Below are 27,000 nucleotides of genomic sequence, written 5' to 3'. Positions count from 1 at the left end.
ATGTCGACCCTCGTCCGGGCCGCCGGCATGCGCGGGACCGTCGAGGCCCTGCGCGAGCGCGGCATGGCCATCGAACCCCTGATGGACCGCCTGCAGATCCCTCGCGCCGCGCTGGCCGACGAGGAGCTGCGCATTTCCCTGCCGGCCTACGGCCAGTTGCTGGAGCTGGCCAGCGAGGCGATCGATTGCCCCGACCTCGGCCTGCAGATCGCGGAGCGGCAGGACATCGGCATCCTGGGACCGCTGGCCATCGCGGCGCAGAACGCCTCGACCATGGGTGAGGCGATGAAGGTGCTGAGCGGCTTCCTGCACACGCATTCCAACGGCATCCGCGTGAGCCTGCACCCGGAGTGGCCGCTGCCGGGGCAGACCAGCCTGCGCCTGACCCTGATCACGCCGAGCTGGCAGTCGCGCCGCCAGCTGATGGATCTGTGCCTGGGCGACCTGCATCACTTCAGCGCCTTCCTGGCGCAGTCCGCGCTGCCGCTGCTCGGCGTGACCCTGCCGCATGCGCCCCTGGCAGCGCCGCAGCGCTATGCCGGATTCTTCGGCCACCCGGTGGAGTTCGGCCGCACGCATGCCGAACTGGTCGTGCCCAGCGGCTTCCTGCAGCAGAGCCTCAGCGGTGCCGTCGCCGCGCTGCACCGCCTCAGCCTCGAATACCTGGCGCTGGCCTTCGAGGGAGGCGGCAAGACCATGGCCGAGCAGGTGGAGGAAATCCTGCGCCGCGCGCTGTCCAGCACCCGCGGGCGCCGCGAAGTGGTGGCGCGCCTGCTGGGCCTGCATCCGCGTACCCTGCAGCGCCGGCTGGAGGCCGAGGGCACCGCCTTCTCCGACATCGTCGATGCCGTGCGCCGCGACCAGGCCCGGCGCTGGCTCACCGAATCGGAGGTGCCGCTGGCCCATGTCGCCGACATCCTCGGCCTGGCCGACCAGACCGTGCTCTGCCGCAACTGTGCGCGATGGTTCGGCCGTTCCCCCTCGGTGATCCGCGCCCGCGGCCTGTCTTCGGCGCCCTGAAGGGGCCGGCCTTTTCCGTTCGGAGACGGCATCCGGCTAGAATGTGCGCCCCAGACCCGCATACCGCAGATCATCAAATGAACCGTTGGCGTCGCTCCTGAGCAAGGCATCCCGGCCCGGCCTGCCGCCCGGCTGCCACCGACACAGGAGCTTCCCGGCCGCAACAGGCTTGGGAACCTAGAAGAAACAAGAAGTTAGGACGCTTAACATGTCAATTTTGATGATCGACAACTACGATTCCTTCACCTACAACCTCGTCCAGTATTTCGGCGAGCTGGGTGCGGAGGTCGTGGTCCACCGCAACGACCAGATCAGCGTGGACGAAGTGGCGGCGCTCAAGCCCAGCCATATCATCCTGTCGCCGGGCCCCTGCACGCCGAACGAGGCGGGCATCTGCCTGGAACTGATCGACCGGCTCAAGGGGCAGTTCCCGATCCTCGGCGTCTGCCTGGGCCACCAGTCCATCGGCCAGGCCTTCGGCGGCGTGGTCAAGCGCGCCCGCGAGGTCATGCACGGCAAGGTCAGCCCGGTCCACCACGCCGGCACCGGCGTGTTCCGCGGCCTGCCCAGCCCCTACACCGCCACGCGCTATCACTCGCTGATCGTCGAGGAGGCGACGCTGCCCGAGGAGCTGGAAGTCACCGCCTGGACGCAGAAGCCGGATGGCAGCCGCGACGAGATCATGGGCCTGAAGCACAAGACCCTGCCGATCGAGGGCGTGCAGTTCCATCCGGAATCGATCCTGACGGAACACGGCCACCAGCTGCTCAAGAATTTCCTGGAGGAACATCAGTGAGCATCACGCCGCAGGAAGCGCTCCAGCGCACCATCGAGCACCGCGAGATCTTCGCCGACGAGATGGTGGACCTGATGCGCCAGATCATGCGCGGCGAGGTCTCGCCGGTGATGATGGCGGCGATCCTCACCGGCCTGCGCGTGAAGAAGGAGACGGTGGGCGAAATCGCCGCCGCGGCACAGGTGATGCGCGAGTTCGCGCTCAAGGTGGAGGTGGCGCCGCACCCGCATTTCGTCGACATCGTCGGCACCGGCGGCGACGGCGCGCACACCTTCAACATCTCCACCGCCTCGATCTTCGTGGCGGCGGCGGCCGGTGCGCGCGTGGCCAAGCACGGCAACCGCAGCGTGTCCTCCAAGTCCGGCTCCGCCGACGTGCTGGAGGCGCTGGGCGCGGTGATCGAGCTGCAGCCGGCGCAGGTCGCCACCTGCATCGAGCGCTGCGGCATCGGCTTCATGTTCGCGCCCATCCACCATCCGGCGATGAAGGCCGTGGGCCCGGTGCGCAAGGAAATGGGCGTGCGCACGGTGTTCAACATCCTGGGCCCGCTGACCAATCCGGCCGGCGCGCCGAACATGCTGATGGGCGTGTTCCACCCGGACCTGGTCGGCATCCAGGTGCGGGCCCTGCAGAAGCTCGGCGTGCAGCGCGCGCTGGTGGTCTGGGGCAAGGACAACCTCGACGAGATCACGCTGGGCGCCGGCACCCTGGTGGGTGAGCTGGTGGACGGGCAGGTGCGCGAGTACGAGATCCACCCGGAGGACTTCGGCCTGGCCATGTCCTCCACCCGGCAGCTGCGCGTCGCCGATGCGCAGGAGTCGAAGGCCAGGGTGCTCGAAGCCCTGGACAACAAGGACGGCGTGGCCCGCGACATCGTGGCGCTCAATGCCGGCGCGGCGCTTTACGCCGCCAACCTGGTGACCGGCATCCACGACGGCATCGCCAAGGCCCGCCACGCCATGGCCAGCGGCGCCGCGCGCGCCAAGCTGGATGAATTCGTGGCGGCGACGCGCAGCATTTCCGGGAAATGATCAACCTGTAGGAGCCGGCTTGCTGGCGACGGGTCGCCAGCAAGCCGGCTCTTACAGTTCAGGAAACCACCATGGCCGACATCCTCGAACGAATTGTAGAAGTGAAGCGCGATGAGATTCGTGCCCTGAAAAGCCGCTACTCCCTCTCCGCGCTGGAGGAACTGGCCGGCGCCGCCGACCGCGTGCGTGGCTTCCAGGCCTCGCTGCGTTCGGCCGTGGCCGCGGGCCGCGCCGGCGTGATCGCCGAGATCAAGAAGGCCTCGCCCAGCAAGGGCGTGATCCGGGCGGACTTCGACCCGGCCTGGATCGCCGGCGAGTATGCCGCCCACGGCGCCGCCTGCCTGTCGGTGCTGACCGACGAGCGCTTCTTCCAGGGACATAACGACTATCTCGTCGCCGCCCGCAAGGCGGTGGCGCTGCCGGCGATCCGCAAGGACTTCCTGGTGGACCCGCTGCAGGTGATCGAGGCGCGCGCCATCGGCGCCGACTGCGTGCTGCTGATCGCGGCCTGCCTGTCGGTGGGGCAGCTGCGCGAGCTCTACGGCCTGGCGCAGTCCCTGGGCATGGACGTGCTGGTGGAGATCCACGACGGCATGGAGCTGGAGCAGGTGCTGTCCGCCCAGCTCGCCGGGCCGCTGCTGCTGGGCATCAACAACCGAAACCTGCGGACCTTCGAAACCCGCCTGGACACGACCCTGGACCTGCTGCCGCGGCTGCCGAAGGACTGCGAGGTGGTGACCGAGAGCGGCATCGCCGCGCCGGCCGACGTGAAGCGCATGCGCGACGCGGACGTGCACCGCTTCCTGATCGGCGAGTCCCTGATGCGCCAGCCCAGCCCGGGCCAGGCGCTGGCGAAGCTGGTCGCCTGAAACGACGGGAGCCGGCAAGCCGGCTCCCGTACCGCGAGCGGGCCGGGCCCCTAGGTCCCGGGCTTCTTGATCCCCAGCACCAGGATGCTGCGGCCCTGGGAGGCGACCATGCCGTCCTCCTCCAGCTTCTTGAGCACGCGGCCGGCCATCTCGCGCGAGCAGCCGACGATGCGCGCCAGCTCCTGGCGGCTGACCTTGACCAGCACGCCGCGGGGGTTGGGCAGGGCATCCGGCTTCTTGGCCAGGTCCAGCAGGGCATGGGCCAGGCGGCCCGCCACGTCCAGGAAGGCCAGGTCGCCCAGGCGGCGGCTGGTGTCGCGCAGGCGCGCCGACAGCTGGCCGGCGACCTCGAACATGATCTCCGGATACTGCCGCACGAAGCCGCGGAAGGCCTGGTAACCGATCTCCGCCACCAGCGTGGGGCTGCGGGTGCGGACGATGGCGGTGCGGGTCTGCTGCTCCGGGAACAGGCACATCTCGCCGAAGAAGTCGCCCGGGTTCAGGTAGGCCAGCACGATCTCCCGCCCGTTCTCGTCCTCCAGCAGAATGCTCACCGAGCCCTCGAGGATGTAGAAGAGGGACTGGGGCTCGTCCCCGGCATGGATCAGCGTGTGCTTCGGCGGATAGCTTTTCTTATGGGCCTGCGCCACGAAGGCCTGCACGGCCGGCTTGTCCAGCATTGAAAACTCCCCTTCCCAAAAGGTACTTCGCAGCTTGATTTCAGCGAAAATAGCACAATGATCCGTACCTTACCGTCAGACAAAAGCGCAGGAACCCCGTGAAAGCACGCATCAAGTGGGCCGAAAAAGCTTCGTTCATCGCCGAAAGCGGCAGCGGCCACGCCATCGTCATCGACGGTCCGCCGGACATCGGCGGGCGCAACCTGGGCCCCCGGCCGATGGAACTGCTGCTGATGGGCGTGGGCGCCTGCTCGGCGGTGGACGTGCTCTACATCCTGCAGAAGGCGCGCCAGACCGTGACCGACGTCTGGTGCGAGCTGGACAGCAAGCGGGCCGAGACCGACCCCAAGGTTTTCACCGACATTCACCTGCATTTCGTGGTGACGGGCCGGAACCTGGCCGAAAACCATGTCAAAAGGGCCGTGGAGCTGTCCGCCGAGAAGTATTGCTCGGCCTCCATCATGCTCAAGAAGGGTGGGGTCCACGTGACCTACGACTACGAGATCCGCGCGGCCGAATGAGCCGCCGCCGTAGGCTGTAGCGAAACTGACGCGAAATAGGTGATAAAATTACGCGTTACTACCCCTGCGGCGACCCCGCGGGGGTCCGTTTTTGTATTCCTGAGGACACCTCCTTGGCCAAGGCGCGCACCAAACCGACCAACAACCCGAAGCTCAAGCTGCTGGGCTTCAACAACCTGACCAAGTCGCTGTCGTTCAACATCTACGACATCTGCTATGCCCGTACCCGCGAGCACCAGCAGGAATACATCGAGTACATCGACGAGGCCTACAACGCCGAGCGCCTGACCGACATCCTGACGGAGGTCGCCAACATCATCGGCGCCAACATCCTCAACGTGGCCCGCCAGGACTACGACCCGCAGGGCGCCTCGGTGACCATGCTGATCTCGGAAGGCCATCTCGACGGCCTGCCGACCCCGGGCAAGAAGGACAAGGGCAAGAAGGACTCGGTGGTGGCGCACCTGGACAAGTCGCACATCACGGTCCACACCTACCCGGAAACCCACCCGGACAACGGCATCTCGACCTTCCGCGCCGACATCGACGTGTCGACCTGCGGCAAGATCTCGCCGCTGAAGGCCCTGAACTACCTGATCAAGTCCTTCGAGTCCGATATCGTGGTGATGGACTACCGCGTGCGCGGCTTCACCCGCAACGTGCGCGGCATGAAGCACTTCATCGACCACCAGGTCGACTCCATCCAGAACTTCATCGCGCCGGACCTGGGCGACAAGTACCAGATGGTGGACGTGAACGTGTACCAGGAGTACATCTTCCACACGAAGATGCGCCTGAAGGAAATGGACCTGGATACCTACCTGTTCGGCGAGGGCGTCTCCGAGCTGCCGCCCAAGGAAGCGCGCCGCATCCGCGAGCGCGTGAACCACGAGATCCAGGAAATCTTCTACGGCAAGAACATCCAGCGCTGAGTCCTGGCGCGGGACACGAAAAAGGCGGCCCTCGGGCCGCCTTTTTCGTGATGTAGGAGCGGCCGTTGGCCGCGAAGCCGGTGGCCATGAGCGCCGCCGCTCCTATGTTCGTCGCGGCATCAGAACTTGTACGCGCCCTTCTTCATCACCCCCGCCACGCGGCGCATCAGCTCGCGCACCGGATAGGGCAGGGGGCGGGCACCGGCCTCCTGGGCCTCGCTGGCGTGGCGGGCCTCGTCCTCGCGCATGGTCTTGAGGATGGCGCGGCTGCGCTGGTCGCCGTCGGGGAGCTCGCGCAGGTGTTCGTCCAGGTGCTCGGATACCTGCTTCTCGGTTTCCTCGACGAAGCCCAGGCTCCAGCGGTCGCCGGCGAGGCCGGCGGCGGCGCCGATGGCGAAGGAACCGGCATACCACAGCGGCTGCAGCCGGCTGGGGCCGGAGCCCAGTTCGCGCAGGCGCTCCTCGCACCATTGCAGGTGGTCCTGTTCCTCGTGGGCGGCTGCCAGCAGGTGGTCGCGGACCTTGCCGTCGCGGGCGACGAAGGCCTGGCCGTGGTACAGGGCCTGGGCGGCGATCTCGCCGGCATGGTTGATGCGCATCAGGCCGGCGGTGTGGCGGCGCTCGGGCTCGGCCAGCTCGGCCTCGGGCAGGCGGTCGGCGGGGTTGGCGCGGTGCGCCGGTTTGGGTGCCAGCAGGGCCAGGCCCTGGCCCAGGCGGCTCAGCAGGCGGTCGGCGGGGGTGTAATCGCGGCTCATGCGTTGATTCTAGAACGTTCGCCGCCATTTTTCGTCCGTGCCGCCGAACGGCGCCGGCCGGGTAGAATGGCCGATCCCAGCCTCCAACCGGACCGCCGCCGTGCGTCTCAACCTCAACCAGCTGTCCACGCATCTCGCCCAGGGGCTGGCACCCCTGTACGTCGTGGCCGGCGAGGAACCGCTGCTGATGCAGGAGGCGCTGGACGCGATCCGCGCCGCCGCCCGCAAGGCCGGGTTCTCGGAGCGCGAGGTGCTGGACGCGGAGCGCGGCTTCAACTGGCAGCAGCTGGCCGATTCCTGCGCCAGCATGTCGCTGTTCGCCACCCAGCGCATCGTCGAGCTGAACCTGCCTTCGGGAGCGCCGGGCGTGGAGGGCAGCAAGATGCTGCAGCAGCTGATCCCGCAGCTGTCGCGCGACACGCTGTTCATCCTGCAGTCCGGCCCCATCGAGTGGCGCTCGCGCCAGGGTGGCTGGTACCAGGCCCTGGAGAATGCCGGCGGGGCGCTGTACTTCGAGCCGATGAAGCCGGCCGAATTCCCGGGCTGGCTGGCCGGCCGCGCCAAGGCGGCGGGCCTGCAGATCGACGCCGACGCGATGAAGCTGCTGGTGGAACGCACCGAGGGCAACCTGCTGGCCGCGGCCCAGGACCTGGAAAAGCTCAAGCTGCTGTTCCCGGGCCAGGCCATCGGCCTGGAACAGCTGGAGCAGGCGGTGGCCGACTCCGCGCGCTACGAGGCCTTCGACCTCAACAGCCGTGCCCTGGCCGGCGACGGTGCCGGCGCCGTGCGCAGCCTGGAGCGCCTGCGCGAGGAGGGCGTGGCCGCCCTGGAAATCCTCGGCGCCCTGGTCTGGAGCCTGCGCCAGCTGTCCAAGGCCTCGCTGGCCTTCGCCCGTACGCGCGACGCCAATGCCGCCTGCTACGACGCCGGCATCCAGAAGGCGCGCATGGAGCCCTACATCAAGGCCCTGCCGCGCAGCCGGCCGGGCGAGATCATGGAGTGGCTGCGCCTCTGCGCCCGCATCGACCAGGGGGTCAAGACCGGCCAGGAAGCGGCGGCCTGGGAAGACTTGCTAACATTGGTGCTCAACATCAGCGGGTCCCGGAAAACCGAAGTCGTATGAGTCCCACCACCAATACCAAGGCAAAAGCGGCGAAAGCCGACGATATTGCTGCCTACATGCGCGAAAAGGGCGTCAAGGCGCGGGCGGCCAGCCGTGCGCTGGCACGTGCCGACACCGGCGCCAAGAACGCCTGCCTGTTCGCGCTGGCGGAAATCCTGCTGGCCGAGTCCAAGTCCATCCTCGAGGCCAACGCCGCCGACATGCGCGAGGGCCGTGCGCGCAAGCTGGACGACGCGCTGCTGGACCGCCTCGAGCTGAACCCGGACCGCATCGCCGCGATGGCCGACGGCGTGCGCCAGGTCGCCAACCTGCCGGATCCGGTGGGTGAACTGAGCGACCTCAAGCTGCGCCCCTCCGGCATCCAGGTGGGGCGCATGCGCGCACCGCTGGGCGTGGTCGGCATCATCTACGAGTCGCGTCCCAACGTGACGGCGGACGCCGCCGCGCTGTGCCTGAAGTCGGGCAATGCCGCGATCCTGCGCGGCGGTTCCGAGGCGCTGCAGTCCAACCTGGCGATCGCCCGCTGCATCGAGCGTGCGCTGACCGACACCGGCCTGCCGCGCGATGCGGTGCAGATCCTGGACATCACCGACCGCCGCACCGTCACCGAGATGGTGGCGATGCCGGAGTTCATCGACGTCATCATCCCGCGCGGCGGCAAGGGCCTGGTCGCGGCCGTGGCCGAGGCGGCGCGGGTGCCGGTGATCAAGCACCTGGACGGCATCTGCCACGTCTACATCGACGCGGACGCCGACCTGGAGAAGGCGGTGGCCGTGTCGGTGAACGCCAAGACCCAGCGCTACGGCACCTGCAACACGATGGAGACCCTGCTGGTCGACGTGGCGGTGGCCGAGAGCGTGCTGCCGATCCTGGGCGAGATCTACGCCGAAGCCGGCGTGGAGATCCGCGGCTGCGAGCGTACCCGCCGCATCCTCACCGATGCCCGGCCGGCCACCGAGGAGGACTGGCGCACCGAGTATCTGGCGCCGATCCTGGCGGTGCGCGTGGTCGACGACATCGACCAGGCCATCGACCACATCGAGACCTACGGTTCGCATCACACGGATGCGATCGTCACCGAGAACTACAGCAAGGTGCGCCGCTTCCTGCGCGAGGTGGATTCCAGCTCGGTGATGGTCAACGCCTCGACCCGCTTCGCCGACGGCTACGAGTACGGCCTGGGCGCGGAGATCGGCATCAGCACCGACAAGTTCCATGCCCGCGGCCCGGTGGGCCTGGAAGGCCTGACCTCCCTGAAGTGGGTGGTACTGGGTGACGGCAGTGTCCGCTGACGCAGGAATGCTCGCCTGAAAAGCCCGATCGGCATCTTCGGCGGCGCCTTCGCCCCGTTCCATCACGGCCACCTGCGCCTGGCGATCGAGGCGCGCGAGCGCCTGGGGCTGGGACAGGTGCGCCTGGTGCCCACGGCGCTGCCGGCGCATCGCTCGGCCTCCAAGGTGTCGCCGCAGCGGCGCCTGGAGTGGCTCAAGCTCGGCGTCCGCCGCGAGAAGGGGCTGGTGGCCGACGACTGCGAGATCCGCCGCGGCGGCGTGTCCTACACCGTGGACACACTGGCCGGCCTGCGCGCCGAGTTCCCGGAGACGCCGCTGGTGCTGCTGATGGGCGCGGACGCCTTTGCCCACCTGCACTGCTGGAACCGCTGGCCTCAACTGCTGGAGCTGGCGCACCTGGTGGTGATCGCCCGCGCCGAGTCGCGGCTGGAGCCGCCGACGGAAGCCGCCGCCGTGCTGGCCGGCCGCGAGGCTTCCGATCCCGCCGTGCTGCAGCAGGCCACGGCCGGCCGCTGGCTGCGCCTGGACGTTCCAGTGCTCGACATTTCCTCCACGCGCATCCGCCGCCTGCTCAAGCTGGGCCAGTCGGTGCGGGGCCTGGTGCCCGATGCCATACTCAACTCGCTGACCGCCGCGGACATCGCGGCGCTGACCCAGGATGACGATGCCAAAACCCATTGAGAGCCTACCCGCATACGGCACCCCCACGCGTTGCTGCCCGGAATCGCGCCAGGCAAGGCAGGCGGAGCGCGGTTTGGTGGTTCCAAATAAGCGACGCCTAACGCCGCATGGCGCGATTCCGGGCGCAACCCGGAGGGACGGCGGCGGATTCTCCGCCCAGCGTTGTTACTCGTCGCGAATGTACGTCCAGTACACCGCGCTCCTCGCGCCTGGCTGGACGGCGAATCCGCTGCCGTCGCGTGGGGGTGCCGTATGCGGGTAGGCTCTCGGCTGGTGCAGATCGCCAAGAACGCCCTCGAGGACCTCAAGGGCACCGACATCAAGGTGCTGGATGTCGCGCACCTGACCACGGTGACGGACTGGATGATCATCTGCACCGGCACGTCCACCCGCCACGTCAAGTCGCTGGCCGACAACGTCGCCGATGCCGCGCGCGAGTCGGGCAACCGGCCGCTGGGCACGGAAGGGGCAGACGGCAGCGAATGGGTGCTGGTGGACCTCGGCAGCGTAGTGGTGCACGTGATGCAGGCCCAGGCGCGCATCCATTACCAGCTGGAAAAGCTCTGGGACATCGCCCCGCCGGAGCCGCCGGCGGACGAGAAGCCGAAGAAGAAGGCGGCGGCCAAGCCCAAGGCCGAGCCCAAGCCCAAGGCGGCGAAGAAGCCCGCTGCAAAGAAGCCTGCCGCGAAGAAAGCACCGGCCGGCAAGACTGCGGCGAAGAAGCCGGCCGCGAAGAAGGCCCCGGCCAGGAAGAAGTAGGGCGGGATGAGGATCCACCTGATCGCCGTGGGCACCCGCATGCCCGGCTGGGTGGAGGCCGCCTACGAGGACTACGCCGGCCGCATGCCGCGCGAATGCCGCATCCAGCTGGTGGAGATTCCGGTGGCAGAGCGCGGCAAGAACGCCGACATCGCGCGGCTCAAGCAGGCCGAGGGCGACAGAATCCTCAAGGCGCTGCCGCGCGATTCGGCGATCATCGCGCTGGACGAGCACGGTGAATCCCTGGGCAGCAAGGAATGGTCCGGCGAGCTCAAACGCTGGATGGCCTCCGGCCGCGACACCTGCCTGCTGATCGGCGGGCCCGACGGCCATGCGCCGGAGGTGCTGCAGCGCGCCGACCGCCGCTGGTCGCTGTCGCGCCTGACGCTGCCGCACGGCATGGTGCGCGTGATGGTGGCGGAGCAGCTGTACCGGGCCTGGACGCTGCTGTCGAACCACCCGTATCACCGGGCCTGAGACCCCTTCGTCCGGCGGGCGGGAGATTTTCCCGGGCCGGCCGGGCAGAATCCCCTCCATGACCGACTTTTATCTTGCCTCCCGTTCGCCCCGGCGTCAGGAGCTGCTGAAGCAGCTCGGCCTCGATTTCGAGGTGCTGCCCGCCGACATTCCCGAGGAGCCCGGCCCGGCGGAAGCCCCCGCCGACTATGCCCTGCGCATGGCGCGCGGGAAGGCCCTGGCCGCGCAGGCCCTGGCGCCGCGGCCGCTGCCGGTGCTGGGTGCCGATACCGACGTGGTGCTGGATGGCCGCATCCTGGGCAAGCCGCGCGATCGTGCGCACGCGCTGGAACTGCTGGCGGCGCTGGCGGACCGCGAGCACGAGGTCTATTCGGCCGTGGCGCTGGCGCAGGGAGCCCGCGTGGAAACGCGGCTGTCGGTCACGCGGGTGCGCTTCGGCGCGGTGTCCGCGGCGGCCGCATCCGCTTACTGGGACAGCGGCGAGCCGGCGGACAAGGCCGGCGGCTACGGCATCCAGGGCCTGGGTGCGCAGTTCGTGCGCGAGATCCAGGGCAGCTACAGCGGCGTGGTCGGATTGCCGCTGTACGAGACGGTGGAGCTGCTGGGCGAGTTCGGGGTCGTGGCCGGAGCACGGGCATGAGGACTATGGAGCCAAGCCCTGCCTGCCTCGGTGTCGCCATCCATGGCGCGACTTCATCTCTCGACCTACCCCCGGGGCGGCCATCCGTGGCCTCCCGTCATCCGCAGCAGGCGATGGCATTGGGTCATCGCCAAGTCGCTGCGGATCACCCCTCCGCGCCGCTCGCACCGCTATGAGTACCGAAATCCTGGTCAACATCGGCCCGCAGGAAACCCGCGTGGCCCTGGTCGAAGGCGGCGCCACGCAGGAAGTGCACGTGCAGCGCGCCTCGCGCCACGGCCTTACCGGCAACATCTACAAGGGCGTGGTGCAGCGCGTGCTGCCCGGCATGCAGGCGGCCTTCGTCGAGATCGGCCTGGAGCGCACCGCATTCCTGCACGTGGCGGACATGGTTCCGTCGCCCAACGGCAGCGGCCATGCGCCGGAGCTGCCGCCGATCACGCAGCTGGTGCACGAAGGCCAGCAGGTGCTGGTGCAGATCGTCAAGGATCCGATCGGCAGCAAGGGCGCGCGCCTGACCAAGCTGCTGTCCGTGCCCTCGCGCTACCTGGTGCTGCTGCCGCACGAGCGCAATGTCGGCGTGTCGGCGCGCATCGAGGCGGAGTCCGAGCGCCTGCGCCTCAAGGGCATCCTCGAACAGGTGCAGCAGGAACTGGCGCCCAACTTCGGCGTGATCGCGCGCACCGCGGCGGAGAATGCGGAGGCGGAGGCCCTGGCCGACGACCTGCGCTTCCTGCTGCGGCTCTGGGCCTCGATCAGCGAGCTGTCGCTGACCGCCAAGCCGGGCACCATGGTGCATGGCGACCTGCCGCTGTCGATGCGCATCCTGCGCGACCTGATGGGCACCGACGTCGAGCGCATCCGCATCGACAACATGGGCGAGTTCCACCGCGTGCAGCAGTTCGCGCAGATCTTCGTGCCGCATGCGGCGCCCAAGATCGAGCTCTACCAGGGCGCGGCGCCGATCTTCGACCTCTACGGCGCCGAGGACGACATCAGCCGTGCGCTGGACCGCCGCGTGGAGCTGAAGTCCGGCGGGCATATCTTCATCGACCAGACCGAGGCGATGACGACGATCGACGTCAACACCGGGGCCTACACCGGCCACCGCAACCTCGAGGAGACGGTCCTCAAGACCAACCTCGAGGCGGCCCAGGCCATCGCGCGGCAGCTGCGGCTGCGCAACCTCGGCGGCATCATCATCCTGGACTTCATCGACATGCGCTCCGACGACCATCGCGCGCAGGTGTTGCGTGCGCTGGAGCGCGCCCTGGCCGGCGACCATGCCCGGACCCAGGTCTACCCGTTCTCGCCGCTGGGCCTGGTGGAGATGACGCGCAAGCGCACGCGCGACTCGCTGGGCCACATCCTCTGCGAGCCCTGCCCGACCTGCGAGGGGCGGGGCACCGTCAAGACGGTGGAGACGGTCTGCCACGAGATCGCCCGCGAGGTGCAGCGTGCGGCCCGGCAGTTCGAGGCCAAGGGCTTCCTGGTGCTGGCGGCGCCGGACGTGATCCAGCGCCTGATCGGCGAGGAGTCGCTGGGCCTGGCGGAACTCGAGGCCAGCCTCAACCGTCCCATTCGTCTGCAGTCCGAATCGGCCTACGGCCAGGAGAGCTTCGACGTCGTTCCGCTGTAGCGGTCCGGCGCCGCGGCCCGCCGTCCTTCCGAGGAGTGTCCGCTCCCCGGACGGACGGCGGCAGGAAGCTGTTTTCCAGCCGTTTGCCGCGCGGTGCATGCTCTACAATATGCACGCGCGGTATTTTATTTTGTTCGTATATCGCCGCATTTATATATAGAAAATCACACCCCCCGGTCCCCTGCGGTACTCACCAGCCCAGCTTCATGTCTGACGCAGTCTCCTGATGGAACGGGTAAGGCGCCGCTACTGGACCTGGGCCGTGACCCTGTTCGCCGGCACGGTGATCTTCGCCGCGGCCGTCAGCGGCGTGTTCCAGCTGGCCGTGCTGGCGCTGCCCAGCTACCGCGAGGAAATCTCCGCCTGGGTCACGCGCGTGGCCGACCGCCCGGTGGATATCGGCGGCATCAACCTGGTCTGGCGCGGCGTGTACCCGCGGCTGGACCTGACCGACATCACGCTCTACGACGAGGACGGCAGCGAGGCCCTGACCGCCGACCGCATCAGCCTGGGCTTCTCCAGCACGCGCCTGCTGCTGGGCGAACTGATGCCGACGCGCATCGAGCTCAACGGCCTGAGCATCGCCGCCGACGTGGACGAGGAGGGGCGCCTGAGCGTGGCCGGCTTCGATGCGCTGGGCGGTGAGGCCTTCCCGAAGAACGACCGGCTGATCAAGGAACTGCGCCGCTTCAAGCGGGTGCGCCTGAGCAACTGCGAGGTGCGCTTCACGCATGCCGGCCTGGGCCGCAGCCCGGCGGAGTTCACCCTGGTGGCCGGCGAGATCGATCGCACCCGTTCGGGCTTCGACGCCGAGGCCGACATCCGCCTGCCGCCGGCCTACGGCGAGCGCGTGGAACTGGCCGCGAGCATCGACGGCGACGTGGCCGACCCGCGCAGCTGGAGCGGCGATTTCAGCGCTGAACTGCTGCGCCTGGCGCCGCAGGCCTGGCTCAAGTCCTTCCTGCTGCCCGGGGCCCAGGTGCAGGCCACGGAACTGACGCTGCGCGCGGAAGGCGAGCTGGGCCAGGGCCGCTTGCAGAAGATGCTGCTGCGCGCCGAGAGCGATGCCTTCGTGGTGGCGCGTGCCGGCCGCGCCTGGCAGGGCAGGGAACTGGAGGCCGAGGCCACCGTCACCGCCGAGGAGCAGGGCTGGCGGCTGGACGTCGACCAGCTGGAGCAGGACGACCTGCCGCTGCTGCGCGGGCACCTGCGCTACCGTCCGCTGGCGGATCAGGGCTATGAGCTGGACGCCGATATCGATGACCTGCAGCTCGGGCGCTTCACCCCCTGGCTGGCCTACCTGCGGGCGCCGCCGCCCGGCCTGCGCCGTGCCGCCGGCCTCAGCGGTGAACTGGACGGCCTGGTGCTGCGCCTGCGCCAGGGGGGTGACGGCCTCCATTACTCGCTGAAATCGGACTTCCGCGATATCGCCCTGGCCGGCGATCCCGCGCTGGGTCTGAGGCACCTCGGTGGTCACTTCAGCGCCACCGAGACCGGGGGGCGGATGAAGCTGGCGGATGCTCCGGTGGAGCTACGCCTGCCGCGCGAGTTCACCGCGCCGCTGTCCTTCGACGCCCTGTCGGCGGACCTGCAATGGCAGCGCGCCGCCGCCGGCTGGACCCTGCGCGCGCCGGAGTTTGGCTGGCGTCTCGCCGGCAGCAAGGGCAGCGGCCGGCTGGAGCTGCAGCTGCCGGACGAGGAGGCCGCGGCGCCGGTGATCGACCTGGCGGCGCGCTTCAGCGCCGACAATGCCACCGCGCTCAAGGCGTACATGCCGCTGCACTGGGGCCAGCACCTGCGCGACTGGCTGCAGCAGTCGATCCGCAAGGGCCGGGTGCCGCGCGGCGACCTGCTGATCCGCGGCGCGCTGTCGGACTTCCCGTTCGACAAGGGGCGCCCCGGCGAATGGAAGCTGGACCTGGACATCAGCGGTGCCAACCTCGCCTTCGCACCCGACTGGCCGGTGGCGGAAGACATCGATGCGCGACTGGCCTTCCGCGGCAACGGCCTCCGCGTCGAGGCGGACTCCGGCCGTCTTTCCGGCAACCGCGTCAGCCAGGTCCGCGCCAGCATCGCGGATTTCCACGACAGCCTGCTGCACATCGATGGCGAGATCGCCGGAGAGACGGCGCGCTTCTACGATTTCCTGCGCAACTCGCCGCTGCGCAAGCCGCTGGCCGGGCTGGTCAACCACACGCGGGCCTCCGGCCCGGCGCGCGTGAGCCTGAGCGTGGATATCCCGCTGCATCATGTCGATGCCACCGAGGTGGCCGGCACGGTGGGCCTGGATGGCGTGCAGCTGTTCTATGAGGGCCTGGACTATCCGGTCGACGATATCCGCGGCGAGCTGAGCTTCACCGGCCACGGCGTCGAGTCGCAGCGGATCGACGCGCGCCTGGGCGAACTGGTGCTGGACGCCCATATCGAGCCGCGGCCCAAGACCGCCGGCGTGGTGGTGGTGGAGTTCCCGTTTGCGCCGAAACCCGCCGGCGGCGTCAGCAGCTACATCCCGGACATCGTGCGCGGCCGGCTGTCCGGCGAGTCGCAGTGGCGTGCCGAGCTGCCGCTGGATGCCGCCGACGCGGCGCTGGTGCTGACCAGCGACCTGCGCGGCACGGCGGTGCAGCTGCCCGCCCCGCTGGGCAAGGCGGCGGCGGAAAGCTCGCCGATCCGCCTCAGCTTCGGTGCCGACAGCGCGCCCCTGCGCATCCGGCTCGACTATGGCCAGCGCCTGGGCGCCGACATCGCCTATGCCCGCGAGGGACAGGCCCTGAAGCCGCGTGCCATGCACCTGCGGCTGGGCGGTGGGATGCCGCCGGCCGCCGAGGGACGCGGCATGGTGGTATCCGGCGACCTGCCGGAACTGGATGCCGGCCCCTGGGTCGGCATCCTGACCGCTCCATCCGCGGCGGCCGGCGGCGGCGCGGCAGCGGAGGGCCTGGCCCTGCGCGAGATCGATCTGTCCGCCAACCGCTGGATGTTCGAGGACCTCGTCCTCGGCGCCATGCGCCTGCGCTGGAATCCCTCGTCGGAAGGCTGGCGTGCGGAACTCGGCGGCGATGCCGCCGAGGGCGAGCTGCGCTACGCCCGCGCCGCCAGCGGCACCGTGACGGCGCGTCTCAAGCGGCTGAGCATGCAGACGCGGCCGCTGCCTCCGGCCCCATCGGCGCCGGCAGACGCGGCCCCCGCGCGCGATCCGCGGCAATGGCCGCTGTTCGACATCGATTGCCAGCGCCTGCTGGCGGCGGACCAGGAGCTGGGCCATCTGCAGCTGCGCAGCGCGCGCATCACCGATGGCCAGCGGCTGGAGACACTGTCGATCAACGGCGGCAAGCTGGACCTGACGGCGACCGGCAGCTGGCAGCGCAATGCCGCGGGCTCCAGCGCCGCGCTCAAGTTCGAGCTCGGCAGCTCCGATGCCGGGGCGGTGCTGCAGGCGCTGGGCTACACCCCGACGCTGACCGCCAAGTCCAGCCGCTTCACCGGCGAGCTGAACTGGAACGCGGCGCCGCGGCTGGACTGGCAGCAGGCCAGCGGCCGCGTCCGCATGGATGTCGAGAACGGCGCGCTCAAGGCGGTGGAGCCGGGCGCCGGCCGCGTGCTGGGCCTGCTCAACCTGTACGCCATCCCGCGCCGCCTGCTGCTGGATTTCCGCGACGTAGTCAGCTCGGGCCTGGGCTTCGACAAGCTCAGCGGCAGCTTCCAGCTCGGCGAAGGCCAGGCGCGCACCAGCGACATGGAGATCAGCAGCACCTCGCTGCGCATGGAAATCCGCGGCCGCATCGGCCTGGCGGCGCGCGACTTCGACCAGACGGTGAAGGTCTATCCGGACGTGTCCTCCGGCGTGACCCTGGGGGCGGCGCTGCTCGGCGGCCCCGCGGTGGGAGCCCTGGTGCTGCTGGCGCAGCAGGTGCTGGACAAGCCGATCGACCAGGTCACGCAGCTCAGCTACCGTGTGACCGGCGGCTGGGACAACCCGCGCGTCGAGCGCGGCTCGGGCAACTAGGCGGCTTCTACAGGAGACAGGCATGAATCCGGCGATCGCGGCGATCCAGATGAACAGCTCCGACCGCGTGCTGGACAACCTCTATGTGGCCGAACAGATGCTGCGCGAGGCGGCGCGGCGCGGCGCCTGGCTGGCGGTGCTGCCGGAGAACTTCGCCTTCATGGGCGCGCGCGAGCGCGACAAGCTGGCGCATGCCGAGCCGCCGGGGCAGGGCCCGATCCAGGAATTCCTTGCCACGATCTCGCGCGAGCTGCGCCTTTGGGTGGTGGCGGGCACCATTCCGCAGGCGGCGCCCGGGGATCCGGACCGCGTGCTGGCGGCCAATCCGGTGTATGGCGCCGATGGAAGCCTGGCGGCGCGCTACGACAAGATCCACCTGTTCGACGTGGAGGTGCCGGGCGGCGAGAGCTACCGCGAATCCAACAGCATCCGGCCTGGCGAGCCCAATGCCGTGGTGGCGGGGACGGCCGTCGGCAAGGTCGGCCTGTCGGTCTGCTACGACCTGCGCTTTCCCGAGCTCTACCGCCGCCTGGCGGCGGAGGGCGCGGAAATCCTCTGCGTGCCCTCGGCCTTCACCGCCAGGACCGGCGAGGCGCACTGGGAAACCCTGCTCCGCGCCCGGGCCATCGAGAACCAGTGCTACGTCGTGGCGTCCAACCAGTGGGGCGAGCATGCCGGCGGCCGCCGTACCTGGGGGCACAGCATGATCGTCGGGCCCTGGGGCGAGGTGCTGGCCTGCCAGGACGACGGTGCCGGCGTGGTGCTGGCGCGTCCCGACCGCGCGGCGCAGGCGAAGCTGCGCCAGGATTTCCCCGTGCTGTCGCACCGGCGGCTCGCGTGAGACGATGACGACCATGACCACTACACCGATCGCTGTTGCCCGCCAGACCCTGCTCGAACCCACCGGCATCGACGACACGGCGCTGATGCGCCTGCTCGACGGCCTGATGAAGCCGGGCATCGAGGAGGCCGACCTCTACTTCCAGCACTCGCTGACCGAAGCCTGGTCGCTGGAAGACGGCATCATCAAGAGCGGCTCGCACCATGTGGAGCAAGGAGTGGGCGTGCGCGCCGTGGCCGGCGACAAGCAGGGCCTGGCCTACTCCGACGAACTGCGCCTGGAAGCGCTGCGCGATGCCGCCGGTGCGGCCGGCGCCATCGTGCGCCAGGGCCAGCAGGGGGCGGTGCAGGCCTTCAGCCGGGGAGCCGGGCCCAAGCCCCTGTATCCGGCGATCAACCCGATCCAGTCGATGGCCACGCCGGAGAAGCTGGCGCTGCTGCGCCGTGCCGACGCCGCGGCGCGCGCGGCGGACAGCCGAGTGCAGCAGGTCAACGTCAATCTCGCGCTGAACCACGAGGCCGTGCTGATCGCCGCCACCGACGGCACCCTGGCGGGCGACGTCCGCCCGCTGGTGCGCATGGATGTCAGCGTCATCGTCGAGCACAACGGCCGGCGCGAGCAGGCCCATGCCGGTGCCGGCGGCCGCGGCGGCATTGCGGAGTTCCTCGGCGGCGAGCAGCCGGAAACGCTGGCGAGGCAGGCCGTGCGTCAGGCCCTGGTGCAACTCGACGCCGTGCCGGCCCCGGCCGGCAACATGACCGTGGTGCTGGGCCCCGGCTGGCCCGGCGTGCTGCTGCACGAGGCCGTGGGCCATGGCCTGGAGGGCGACTTCAACCGCAAGGGTACCTCCGCCTTCTCCGGCCGCATCGGGCAGCCGGTAGCCTCGGAGCTGTGCACCATCGTCGACGACGGCACGCTGCTGAACCGCCGCGGTTCGCTGAGCGTCGATGACGAGGGCACGCCCACCCAGTGCACCACGCTGATCGAGAAAGGCATCCTGCGCGGCTATATCCAGGACAAGCTCAACGCGCGCCTGATGGGCGTGCGCCCCACCGGCAACGGCCGCCGCGAGTCCTACGCGGCCTTGCCGATGCCGCGCATGACCAACACCTACATGCTGCCGGGCCCGCACGATCCGCAGGAGATCATCGCCTCGGTGAAGAAGGGCATCTATGCCGTCAACTTCGGCGGCGGCCAGGTCGACATCACCTCGGGCAACTTCGTGTTCTCGGCCAACGAGGCCTACCTGATCGAGGACGGCCGCGTGACCCGGCCGGTGAAGGGTGCGACGCTGATCGGCAACGGCCCCGAGGCGCTGACGCGCGTCAGCATGGTGGGCCATGACCTGAAGCTGGACACCGGCGTCGGCATCTGCGGCAAGGATGGCCAGAGCGTGCCGGTGGGCGTGGGGCAGCCGACGCTGAAGATCGACGGCCTCACCGTGGGCGGTACGCAGGGCTGATGCCTGCGGCGCCCGGCCGCCCGACTGAAGGCGGTTGACCGGGCCGGCGGTTCTTGCTTAATTGCCTCCCATGGCGAAACGGCCTCCAGGGAAATTGCGGATCATCGGCGGGGAGTGGCGCAGTCGCATCGTCGAATTCGACGGCGACAGCGGCGCCCGGCCCACGCCGGATCGCGTGCGCCAGACGGTGTTCGACTGGCTGGCTCCGACCATCGAGGGCACGCGTTGCCTCGATCTCTTCGCCGGCAGCGGCGCGATGGGCATGGAGGCACTGTCGCGCGGCGCCGCGCACTGCACCTTCGTGGAGAACGGCAGCCGCCAGGCCACGATGATCAAGGCCGCCCTGCTGCAGTTCAAGGCGCCCAGCACGCGCTGGGACGTCACCGGCATGGATGCGGTCTACTTCCTCGACCAGAGCTGGCACCGCTACCACCTGGTGTTCCTCGATCCGCCCTATGCCAGTCCCTTGCTGGACCGCGCGCTGCAGGAGCTGCCGCGCGTGCTGGTGCCGGAGCAGAACCGCATCTACCTGGAATGGCCCGAGGGCAAGCCGCCGGCCCTGCCGGCGGGCTACGAACTGATGCGGGAGAAGCAGGCCGGTCAGGTATGCTTCGGCCTGGCGCGGTACCAGCATCCCCCCAAGTAAATCCGTCATCGCCCTTCGGTGGCGCTGACGTCTGCACCCAAGGAAACGCATGTCCGTCATTGCAGCCTACAGCGGCACCTTCGACCCGATCACCCTGGGTCATCTCGACATCATCACGCGCGCTTCGAAGATGTTTCCGAAGCTGGTGGTCGCGGTGGGCTACAACATCGCCAAGAATCCCAAGTTCAGCCCCGACGAGCGCGTGGCGCTGATCCGCGAGGTGGTGAGCGACCTGCCCAACGTGGAGGTGAAGGCCTTCAGCGGGCTGGTGGTGGATTTCGCGCGCGAGAACGGCGTGACGGTGCTGGTGCGCGGCGTGCGCACGGTGGGCGACGTGGACTATGAGAAGCAGATGGCGGTGATGAACCGCGATCTCTACGCCAACCTCGACACGGTGATGCTGGCGCCCTCGCCGGAGTACGCGCACCTGTCGTCGTCGCTGGTGCGCGAGCTGGCGGGCCTGGGGGCGCCGGTGGAGAAGCTGGTGCCCAAGGCGGTGGTGCCGGTGCTGTTGCAGAGGTTTGGGCGCGATGGGAAAAAGTGATCTGCCTGCATGGCAGATCAGCCCATCGCGCGCCCGGCCAGGGATGGCCGGGCCGGGGGCAATGAGGTAGCTGAAGTCCCGCCATGGATGGCGCCGCGGCTTGCCTCCCTCTCCCCGCTTGCGGGGAGAGGGTTGGCGAGGGCATGGATGCCCGAGTTGGGGCAACGCAGGAGCAGTTGCCGAGAGGGGCTCGTGGCGTGCCCCGCCAGGGCCGGGAACTTCCCGCCTCCGGGAGCGGTAAAATACCCGTATGGCCCTCAAGATCACCCACGAGTGCATCAACTGCGACGTCTGCGAGCCGGTGTGTCCGAACCAGGCGATCTCGCAGGGCGTGGAGATCTACGAGATCGACCCTGGCCTGTGCACCGAATGCGTGGGGCACCACGACCGCCCGCAATGCGTGGACGTCTGCCCCGTGGCCTGCATCCCCCTGGACCCCGACCACGTCGAGACCCCGGAGCAGCTGATGGCCAAGTACCACAAGCTCACCCGACTGGTCTCATGAAACGCGCCGTCTTCCTGCTGCTCTGCGGTCTCGTGCTGCCTGCCCGCTCGGCGGAGCTGCCGGGCGATGCCTGCGCCACCGCCCACCCGCTGGCCACCGAGGCCTGCCTGGAAGTGCTGCGCGAGGGCGGCAATGCCTTCGACGCGGTGGTGGCGGCCAGCGCGGCGATCGCGGTGACGGAGCCCACCGGCTCGGGCCTGGGCGGCGGCGGCTTCTGGCTGCTGCACCGCGACGAGGACGGCGGCGAGACCTTCGTCGACGGCCGCGAGACGGCGCCGGCGGCGGCCACCGAGACGATGTTCCAGTCGGCGGACGGCAAGGCCGTGGCCGAGCGCTCGCGCGACGGCGCGCTGGGCGCCGGCATCCCCGGCGAGCCGGCGGCGCTGGTGCATATCGCCGACACCTACGGCCGGCTGCCGCTGGCGCAGTTGCTGGAGCCGGCGATCCGCTATGCCGCCGACGGTTTCGTGGTGGACGCCAAGCTGGCGGCCACCATCCAGGGCAATCTTTCGCGCCTGTCGCCGGCGGCCCGCGACATCCTGGCGCCCGACGGCAGGCCGCTGCAGGCGGGCGACACGCTGCGCCAGCCGGACCTGGCGCGCGTGCTCAAGGCGCTGGCCCGGCGCGGCATGGCGGGATTCTACGAGGGCGAAGTCGCCAGGAAGCTGGTTGCCGGCGTGCGCGCGGCCGGCGGCATCTGGACCGAGGAGGACCTGCGCCGCTACCGCGTGGTGGAGCGCGCGCCGCTGGTCACCTGGTTCCGCGAGTACCGCATCGTCACCGCGCCGCCGCCCTCGGCCGGCGGCATCGGCCTGGCGCAGATCTTCCAGCAACTGGAAGCGCTGGGCTGGAAGGACGACGGTTCCACCGCGTCGCGCCACCTGATGATCGAGGCGATGCGCCGCGCCTACCGCGACCGCGCCAGCTACCTGGGCGATCCCGACTTCGTGGATATCCCGGTGGGGCGCCTGAGTTCGCGCGACCACGCGCTGCAGCTCGCCGCCAGCATCCGGCCCGACCGCGCCACGCCCAGCGCCGCGCTGCCGCCGCCGTCGGAAGGCGGCAACACCACGCATATCTCGGTGATCGACCGCGAAGGCAACCGCGCGGCGGCAACGCTGTCGATCAACCTGCCGTTCGGCTCCGGCTTCGTGGTGCCGGGCACCGGCCTGTTCCTCAACGACGAGATGGATGACTTCTCCGCCGCCACCGCGGCGAGCAATGCCTATGGCCTGATCGGCTCGGTGCCCAACCGCGTCGCACCGGGCAAGCGTCCGCTGTCCTCGATGACGCCGACCTTCGTCGAAGGCCCGCGCGGCGCGCTGGTGATCGGCACGCCCGGCGGCAGCCGCATCATCACGATGGTGGCGCTGGGCATCCTCGGCTGGATCGACGGCCTGACGGCGGCGCAGGTCGCGGCGCTGCCGCGCTACCACCACCAGTACCTGCCGGACACGGTGCAGTTCGAGCCGGGTGCTCTGCCGGAGGCGCAGCAGGCGCAGCTCAGGGCCATGGGACATGTGCTGAAGCAGCTGGGGCCCGACAGCCTCAACCTGGTGCCGGGCAGCTACGGCAACCTGCAGCTGGTGAGTTGGGACCCGAAGGGCGGCAAGCTGGACGCCGCAGCCGATCCGCGCGCGGTGGGCGCCGGCACGGTACAGCCGAGGTAGGGAGGGGCGGCCTCAGGCCGCCCGGCGCATCTCGCCGCGCGGCTTCTTCGAGGAGGAGGAGCCGGCCGGGGGCGGGTTGAGCCCGGCGATCTCGCGCAGTTCCTGGGCGGCGATGGCCTGGGGCCTGCGTGCCAGCCGGTCGAAGCGGCCGGTCTTGCCCAGCCGCCGGATCAGGCGCAGGTGCGCCTCGATCTGCTCGACATAGGGATTGTGGCCGCCGAAGTGGTGGTCCATGTAGCGGTACGCGCCCTGGAAGTAGCCATCGAGGCGTTCCTCCCAGAGCTTCTTGTTGAAGTCCGGCGTGTTGCGCAGCAGGTCTTCCACCTGCGGGTACATGACCTTGGGCCCCCCCGGGATGCCGGCGCCGGCCATGCCGCAGATGACGAACTCGCGGAACAGGTAGGTCTTGCACTTCTCCAGGTAACAGCGGTCCGAGGTCTGCGCGATGATGTCGGCGGTGCCGAGCATGAAGCCGAGCATGCGGTCCTTCGGATGGCGCACGCGGATCTTGTCCAGCGCGATCTCGTAGCCGGTGAAATGCACCACCTGGCGCGTCAGCTCCACCGCATCGGCGAAGCCCACCGTCGGCAGGAAGTCGGACAGGAATTCGCCGCTGCGATGCACGTGGTTGAGCGTGAACTCGGCGCCGTTCCAGGCGGAGTCGCTGCTGCGGCGGATGTAGCCGGCGTCGTGGAACAGCGCGATCAGGATGCCGAGCTGCGTGCGCCGCTCGCCCAGCCGCTGTGCCGCCGGCACGCTGCGCTCATGTCCGTCCAGCAGGCGGGCCATGGCCAGGGCGCAGTCCAGGCTGTGCTGGGCGTCGTGGTACCAGGTATCGCAGCCCAGGTAGCCGGGCAGGGTGCCGGCATAGAGCCGGGTGAAGACCTCGAAGGCACGGTGCAGGGGCTTCAGGTCCATGCCGGGATAGAGCGAGCCCACGATGCCGCAGACGGCATCCTTCACCTCGTCCGGATGCGAAATCCGGACGGTGTCGGTGACGTCGTAGTGGTTGCGCCTCTTCCGCAAAAGGCTCATGAACTCCTCCCCCCTATTCAGGGGTTTCATGGCCCCATAATAGCCCTGTCCCCGGCCCCTGCAAATGTGACCGGGCTCACATTCAGACTGTGAATTCCGACACGACCGGAGCGTGGTCCGACGGGCGTTCCAGGCGGCGGGGTTCGAGGTGTACCCGGACTCCCGTGCAGGCTGCCGCCAGGGCGTCCGAGGCCAGGATATGGTCGATGCGCAGGCCCATGTTGCGGCGGAAGGCGGCCTGCCGGTAATCCCACCAGGTGAAGCTGGCCGCGGGCTGCTCGAACAGGCGGAAGCTGTCCTTCAGGCCCAGGTCCAGCAGGGCGCGGAAGGCGGCGCGCTCGGGCTCCGAGCAGAGGATCCCGCCCTCCCAGACCGCCGGGTCGTGGGTGTCCTCCGGGGCGGGGGCGATGTTGTAGTCGCCGGTCACGGCAAGCTTCGGATATTTCTGGAGTTCTTCTCCCAGGTACTGGCGCAGGCCGGCGAGCCAGCGCAGCTTGTAGTCGTACTTCTCGCTGCCCACGGCCTGGCCGTTGACCACGTAGACATTGACCACCCGGACCCCGCCGACCGTGGCGGCGATGACGCGGCGCTGCTCGTCGGCGAAGCATTCCATGTCGCGGCAGACCTCGGTCAGCGGCTGGCGCGCCAGCAGGGCCACGCCGTTGTAGGTCTTCTGGCCGTTGTGGGCGGCGAAGTAGCCGGCCGCTTCCAGTTCCGCGAAGGGGAACTGCTCGTCCACGCACTTGGTTTCCTGGATGCCGACCACATCGGGTTCGGCGGCTTTGAGCCAGTCCAGCAGATGAGGCAGGCGGACGCGCAGGCTGTTGACGTTCCAGGAGGCGATCTTCATGGGTTCGGCGGCGGAAGGCGGAGCGCGAAGTCTACCCAAAAGAGCAAAACCCCCTCTGCCGCGGGATCGGAGGAAATCCCTTGTTGCGGCAGAGGGGGCTAGCCCACTGCGAACCCTTGCCGCCCGGCTCCCGGAGGGGCGGGCGGTTACCGCGTTGACTCAAGCCGCTTCCAGCAGCCCCGTGTGCCGCAGCAGCGGCTCGATGCTCGGCTTGCGGCCGCGGAACTCCACGAACAGTTCCATCGCTTCCTTGGAGCCGCCCTGCGCCAGGATCGTGTCGCGGAACTTGTGCCCGGTCTCGGGCGCGAAGTTCGACTCCTCGAAGGCGGCGAAGGCGTCGGCCGACAGCACCTCGGCCCACTTGTAGCTGTAGTAGCCCGCGGCATAGCCGCCGGCGAAGATGTGGCTGAAGCTCCAGGGCATGCGGTTGAAGGACGGCGGGCGCATGACCGAGACGATGTCGCGCACCGCATCCAGCGTCGCCAGCACGCGGCCGCCCTGCGCCGGGTCGTAGTCGCGGTGCAGGCGCAGGTCGAACAGCGAGAATTCCAGTTGGCGGACGTTGGCCAGGCCGGTGAGGAAGGAGCGGCTGCCGCGCAGCTTGGCGATCATCTCCTCCGGCATCGGCTCGCCGGTCTGCCAGTGCCGCGCGAAGCCGCGCAGCGTGGCCGGGTCGTAGCACCAGTTCTCCATGAACTGGCTGGGCAGTTCCACCGCATCCCAGGCCACGCCGTGGATGCCGGCCACCGAGGCCTCGTCGACCTGCGTCAGCAGATGGTGCAGGCCGTGGCCGAATTCATGGAACAGCGTCAGCGCCTCGTCGTGGGTCAGCAGCGCCGGCTGGCCGGCCAGCGGCGGCGTGAAGTTGCAGACCAGGTAGGCCACCGGCTGCTGCAGGCCCGAGGCGGTGCGGCGGCGGTTGACGCACTCGTCCATCCAGGCGCCGCTGCGCTTTTCCGGGCGGGCGTAGGGATCCAGGTAGAACATGCCGAACTGGCGGCCTTCGGCGTTCTTCAGCGCGTAGGTGGTCACGTCGGCATGCCAGACCGGCACGCCGGCGGCCGGCTCCACGCGGATGCCGTAGATGCGCTCCACCAGGTCGAACATGCCCTGCACGACGCCGGGCAGCGGGAAGTAGGGGCGCAGCTCCTCTTCCGACAGGCCCAGCTTCTGCTCCTTGAGCTTCTCGGCGTAGTACGACGAGTCCCAGGGCTGGAAATCGGCCAGGCCGTCGAGCTGCCTGGCAAAGGCCTTGAGCTCGTCCAGCTCGCGCTGGGCGCGCGGCCGGGCGCGCTGCGCCAGGTCGAGCAGGAAGCGTTCGACCTCGTCCGGCGACTCGGCCATCTTGGTGGCCACCGACACCTCGGCGAAGTTGCGGTAGCCCAGCAACTGGGCCTGCTCGTGGCGCAGCCTGAGGATTTCTTCCATCAGCTCGCTGTTGTCGAACTGGCCGGCCAGGGGGCCCTGGTTGGAGGCACGCGTGGCGTAGGCCTCGTACAGCTCGCGGCGCAGCTCGCGGTTGCGGGCATAGGTGATGACGGCATCGTAGCTGGGGAAGTCCAGCGTCAGCAGCCAGCCCTCCAGGCCCTTGGCCTGCGCCTTGGCGGCGGCGGACTGCTTCGCCGCCTCGGTCATGCCGTCCAGCAGGGAGGCGTCCGTGACCTGCTTGCTCCAGGCCTGGATCGCGTCCATCAGGTTTTCTTCGAACTTGGTCTGCAGCTCCGACAGGCGCAGGCTGACGTCCTTGTAGCGGGCCTTCTGCTCCGGCGGCAGGGCGATGCCGGACAGCTTGAAGTCGCGCAGCGCGTCGTTGACCACCTTGCGGCGGGCAAAGCCGTAGGTCTTGAACTCGGCGCTGTCGGCCAGCGCCTGGTAGGCGCGGTACATCGGCTCGGACTGCGACAGCTCGATGCCGTACTCGGTGACCTTGGGCAGGCAGGCATTGAAGGCCGCGCGCCACTCGGCGGTACTGGTGACGCTGAACAGGTGCGATACCGGGCCCCAGGCGCGGTGCACGCGGTCTCCCATCTCTTCCAGCGGCTCGATCAGGCTGTCCCAGCTCGGCTGCCGGTTCTGGGCGAGCAATGCCTGCAGCTCTTCGCGGTTCTGCGCCAGCACGGCATCGATCGCCGGCTCGGCATGGGCCGGCAGGATCTGGTCGAAGACGGGGAGGGGCGTCAGGCCCGCGGCGGCAAGCAGGGGGTTGGTCATGGTTCTGATTGGTAC

25 protein-coding genes are annotated in these 27,000 nt (G+C 69.3%); 20 read left to right on the top strand and 5 right to left on the bottom strand.

Annotated features, from left to right (window positions below):
* From C3942_RS03560 to trpC, 4 genes are all read left to right on the top strand, one after another.
* Positions 1–1,020, top strand: coding sequence for an AraC family transcriptional regulator (locus C3942_RS03560; protein ID WP_104228935.1), 1,020 nt, complete (start codon positions 1–3; stop codon positions 1,018–1,020).
* 208 nt (positions 1,021–1,228) lie between these two features.
* Positions 1,229–1,816, top strand: a complete 588-nt coding sequence (locus C3942_RS03555; RefSeq protein ID WP_104228934.1) for an anthranilate synthase component II — start codon at positions 1,229–1,231, stop codon at positions 1,814–1,816.
* Positions 1,813–2,847 carry an anthranilate phosphoribosyltransferase gene (trpD, locus tag C3942_RS03550; RefSeq protein ID WP_104228933.1) on the top strand — a complete coding sequence of 345 codons (1,035 nt, stop codon included), beginning with the start codon at positions 1,813–1,815 and terminating at the stop codon, positions 2,845–2,847. Before C3942_RS03555 ends, trpD begins: the two co-directional genes overlap by 4 nt.
* 71 nt (positions 2,848–2,918) lie before the next feature.
* Positions 2,919–3,716 carry an indole-3-glycerol phosphate synthase TrpC gene (gene trpC, locus C3942_RS03545; RefSeq protein ID WP_104228932.1) on the top strand — a complete coding sequence of 266 codons (798 nt, stop codon included), beginning with the start codon at positions 2,919–2,921 and terminating at the stop codon, positions 3,714–3,716.
* 50 nt (positions 3,717–3,766) lie between these two features.
* Here trpC and crp read toward each other — a convergent pair whose 3' ends face one another.
* Positions 3,767–4,396: a cAMP-activated global transcriptional regulator CRP gene (crp, locus tag C3942_RS03540; protein WP_104228931.1), complete on the bottom strand. Its 630-nt coding sequence runs from the start codon at positions 4,394–4,396 to the stop codon at positions 3,767–3,769.
* Between the two features lie 98 nt (positions 4,397–4,494).
* Here crp and C3942_RS03535 point away from each other — a divergent pair, with 98 nt between their 5' ends.
* Entirely contained in the window at positions 4,495–4,917 is a 423-nt protein-coding gene (locus C3942_RS03535) for an OsmC family protein (RefSeq protein ID WP_104228930.1), read from the top strand.
* A 113-nt stretch (positions 4,918–5,030) separates the two neighbouring features.
* Positions 5,031–5,849 carry an adenosylmethionine decarboxylase gene (gene speD / locus C3942_RS03530; RefSeq protein ID WP_104228929.1) on the top strand — a complete coding sequence of 273 codons (819 nt, stop codon included), beginning with the start codon at positions 5,031–5,033 and terminating at the stop codon, positions 5,847–5,849.
* A gap of 119 nt (positions 5,850–5,968) precedes the next feature.
* On the opposite strand, the gene coq7 is transcribed toward speD, so the two are convergent.
* Positions 5,969–6,604 (bottom strand): 2-polyprenyl-3-methyl-6-methoxy-1,4-benzoquinone monooxygenase, encoded by a 636-nt coding sequence (gene coq7, locus C3942_RS03525; RefSeq protein ID WP_104228928.1) that lies wholly within the window; start codon positions 6,602–6,604, stop codon positions 5,969–5,971.
* A 100-nt stretch (positions 6,605–6,704) separates the two neighbouring features.
* Between coq7 and holA the strand changes: the two genes are divergently transcribed.
* The 14 genes from holA (at position 6,705) to ggt (ending at position 22,889) form a co-directional block, all read left to right on the top strand.
* On the top strand, positions 6,705–7,727 hold the full coding sequence (holA, locus tag C3942_RS03520) for a DNA polymerase III subunit delta (RefSeq protein ID WP_104229020.1): 1,023 nt from the start codon (positions 6,705–6,707) through the stop codon (positions 7,725–7,727).
* Entirely contained in the window at positions 7,724–9,019 is a 1,296-nt protein-coding gene (locus C3942_RS03515; protein ID WP_104228927.1) for a glutamate-5-semialdehyde dehydrogenase, read from the top strand. Before holA ends, C3942_RS03515 begins: the two co-directional genes overlap by 4 nt.
* Positions 9,020–9,034: 15 nt before the next feature.
* Positions 9,035–9,700: a nicotinate-nucleotide adenylyltransferase gene (nadD, locus tag C3942_RS03510; protein ID WP_104228926.1), complete on the top strand. Its 666-nt coding sequence runs from the start codon at positions 9,035–9,037 to the stop codon at positions 9,698–9,700.
* Positions 9,701–9,973: 273 nt separating this feature from the next.
* A complete protein-coding gene (gene rsfS, locus C3942_RS22910) occupies positions 9,974–10,459 on the top strand; it encodes a ribosome silencing factor (RefSeq protein ID WP_366516579.1) in 486 nt (161 codons plus the stop codon).
* Positions 10,460–10,465: 6 nt separating this feature from the next.
* Positions 10,466–10,936, top strand: coding sequence for a 23S rRNA (pseudouridine(1915)-N(3))-methyltransferase RlmH (gene rlmH / locus C3942_RS03500; RefSeq protein WP_104228925.1), 471 nt, complete (start codon positions 10,466–10,468; stop codon positions 10,934–10,936).
* 58 nt (positions 10,937–10,994) lie between these two features.
* Positions 10,995–11,576, top strand: coding sequence for a Maf family protein (locus tag C3942_RS03495; RefSeq protein WP_104228924.1), 582 nt, complete (start codon positions 10,995–10,997; stop codon positions 11,574–11,576).
* 172 nt (positions 11,577–11,748) lie between these two features.
* A complete protein-coding gene (rng, locus tag C3942_RS03490) occupies positions 11,749–13,215 on the top strand; it encodes a ribonuclease G (protein WP_104228923.1) in 1,467 nt (488 codons plus the stop codon).
* Positions 13,216–13,441: 226 nt separating this feature from the next.
* On the top strand, positions 13,442–17,221 hold the full coding sequence (locus C3942_RS03485; protein ID WP_104228922.1) for a YhdP family protein: 3,780 nt from the start codon (positions 13,442–13,444) through the stop codon (positions 17,219–17,221).
* Positions 17,222–17,243: 22 nt separating this feature from the next.
* Positions 17,244–18,062: a carbon-nitrogen hydrolase family protein gene (locus C3942_RS03480; RefSeq protein ID WP_104228921.1), complete on the top strand. Its 819-nt coding sequence runs from the start codon at positions 17,244–17,246 to the stop codon at positions 18,060–18,062.
* A gap of 13 nt (positions 18,063–18,075) precedes the next feature.
* Entirely contained in the window at positions 18,076–19,524 is a 1,449-nt protein-coding gene (gene tldD, locus C3942_RS03475) for a metalloprotease TldD (RefSeq protein ID WP_104229018.1), read from the top strand.
* A gap of 94 nt (positions 19,525–19,618) precedes the next feature.
* Positions 19,619–20,170 carry a 16S rRNA (guanine(966)-N(2))-methyltransferase RsmD gene (gene rsmD, locus C3942_RS03470; protein ID WP_243393502.1) on the top strand — a complete coding sequence of 184 codons (552 nt, stop codon included), beginning with the start codon at positions 19,619–19,621 and terminating at the stop codon, positions 20,168–20,170.
* A gap of 49 nt (positions 20,171–20,219) precedes the next feature.
* Positions 20,220–20,714 carry a pantetheine-phosphate adenylyltransferase gene (gene coaD / locus C3942_RS03465; RefSeq protein ID WP_104228919.1) on the top strand — a complete coding sequence of 165 codons (495 nt, stop codon included), beginning with the start codon at positions 20,220–20,222 and terminating at the stop codon, positions 20,712–20,714.
* Between the two features lie 250 nt (positions 20,715–20,964).
* Positions 20,965–21,219: a YfhL family 4Fe-4S dicluster ferredoxin gene (locus tag C3942_RS03460; protein WP_104228918.1), complete on the top strand. Its 255-nt coding sequence runs from the start codon at positions 20,965–20,967 to the stop codon at positions 21,217–21,219.
* Positions 21,216–22,889, top strand: coding sequence for a gamma-glutamyltransferase (gene ggt, locus C3942_RS03455; RefSeq protein ID WP_104228917.1), 1,674 nt, complete (start codon positions 21,216–21,218; stop codon positions 22,887–22,889). Before C3942_RS03460 ends, ggt begins: the two co-directional genes overlap by 4 nt.
* Before the next feature lie 12 nt (positions 22,890–22,901).
* Here ggt and C3942_RS03450 read toward each other — a convergent pair whose 3' ends face one another.
* From C3942_RS03450 to C3942_RS03440, 3 genes are all read right to left on the bottom strand, one after another.
* Positions 22,902–23,924 carry a hypothetical protein gene (locus tag C3942_RS03450; RefSeq protein ID WP_133164223.1) on the bottom strand — a complete coding sequence of 341 codons (1,023 nt, stop codon included), beginning with the start codon at positions 23,922–23,924 and terminating at the stop codon, positions 22,902–22,904.
* 82 nt (positions 23,925–24,006) lie between these two features.
* The gene (gene xth / locus C3942_RS03445) at positions 24,007–24,774 is read right to left on the bottom strand and encodes an exodeoxyribonuclease III (protein ID WP_104228915.1); all 768 of its coding nucleotides are present in this window, start codon (positions 24,772–24,774) and stop codon (positions 24,007–24,009) included.
* Between the two features lie 159 nt (positions 24,775–24,933).
* On the bottom strand, positions 24,934–26,985 hold the full coding sequence (locus tag C3942_RS03440; RefSeq protein ID WP_104228914.1) for a M3 family metallopeptidase: 2,052 nt from the start codon (positions 26,983–26,985) through the stop codon (positions 24,934–24,936).
* Positions 26,986–27,000: the final 15 nt, after the last annotated feature.

Origin of the sequence: Solimonas fluminis (assembly GCF_002930645.1) — a bacterium.
Taxonomy (GTDB): domain Bacteria; phylum Pseudomonadota; class Gammaproteobacteria; order Nevskiales; family Nevskiaceae; genus Solimonas_A; species Solimonas_A fluminis.
This window is presented reverse-complemented; position numbering and strand designations above follow the sequence as displayed.

Coding starts and splice junctions, on each gene's coding strand:
- C3942_RS03560 (WP_104228935.1), top strand. CDS start 1: ATGTCGACCCTCGTCCGGGCCGCCGGCATGCGCGGGACCGTCGAGGCC.
- C3942_RS03555 (WP_104228934.1), top strand. CDS start 1,229: ATGTCAATTTTGATGATCGACAACTACGATTCCTTCACCTACAACCTC.
- trpC (WP_104228932.1), top strand. CDS start 2,919: ATGGCCGACATCCTCGAACGAATTGTAGAAGTGAAGCGCGATGAGATT.
- crp (WP_104228931.1), bottom strand. CDS start 4,396: ATGCTGGACAAGCCGGCCGTGCAGGCCTTCGTGGCGCAGGCCCATAAG.
- coq7 (WP_104228928.1), bottom strand. CDS start 6,604: ATGAGCCGCGATTACACCCCCGCCGACCGCCTGCTGAGCCGCCTGGGC.
- C3942_RS03515 (WP_104228927.1), top strand. CDS start 7,724: ATGAGTCCCACCACCAATACCAAGGCAAAAGCGGCGAAAGCCGACGAT.
- rlmH (WP_104228925.1), top strand. CDS start 10,466: ATGAGGATCCACCTGATCGCCGTGGGCACCCGCATGCCCGGCTGGGTG.
- C3942_RS03495 (WP_104228924.1), top strand. CDS start 10,995: ATGACCGACTTTTATCTTGCCTCCCGTTCGCCCCGGCGTCAGGAGCTG.
- rng (WP_104228923.1), top strand. CDS start 11,749: ATGAGTACCGAAATCCTGGTCAACATCGGCCCGCAGGAAACCCGCGTG.
- C3942_RS03485 (WP_104228922.1), top strand. CDS start 13,442: ATGGAACGGGTAAGGCGCCGCTACTGGACCTGGGCCGTGACCCTGTTC.
- C3942_RS03480 (WP_104228921.1), top strand. CDS start 17,244: ATGAATCCGGCGATCGCGGCGATCCAGATGAACAGCTCCGACCGCGTG.
- tldD (WP_104229018.1), top strand. CDS start 18,076: ATGACCACTACACCGATCGCTGTTGCCCGCCAGACCCTGCTCGAACCC.
- coaD (WP_104228919.1), top strand. CDS start 20,220: ATGTCCGTCATTGCAGCCTACAGCGGCACCTTCGACCCGATCACCCTG.
- C3942_RS03460 (WP_104228918.1), top strand. CDS start 20,965: ATGGCCCTCAAGATCACCCACGAGTGCATCAACTGCGACGTCTGCGAG.
- ggt (WP_104228917.1), top strand. CDS start 21,216: ATGAAACGCGCCGTCTTCCTGCTGCTCTGCGGTCTCGTGCTGCCTGCC.
- C3942_RS03450 (WP_133164223.1), bottom strand. CDS start 23,924: ATGAGCCTTTTGCGGAAGAGGCGCAACCACTACGACGTCACCGACACC.
- xth (WP_104228915.1), bottom strand. CDS start 24,774: ATGAAGATCGCCTCCTGGAACGTCAACAGCCTGCGCGTCCGCCTGCCT.
- C3942_RS03440 (WP_104228914.1), bottom strand. CDS start 26,985: ATGACCAACCCCCTGCTTGCCGCCGCGGGCCTGACGCCCCTCCCCGTC.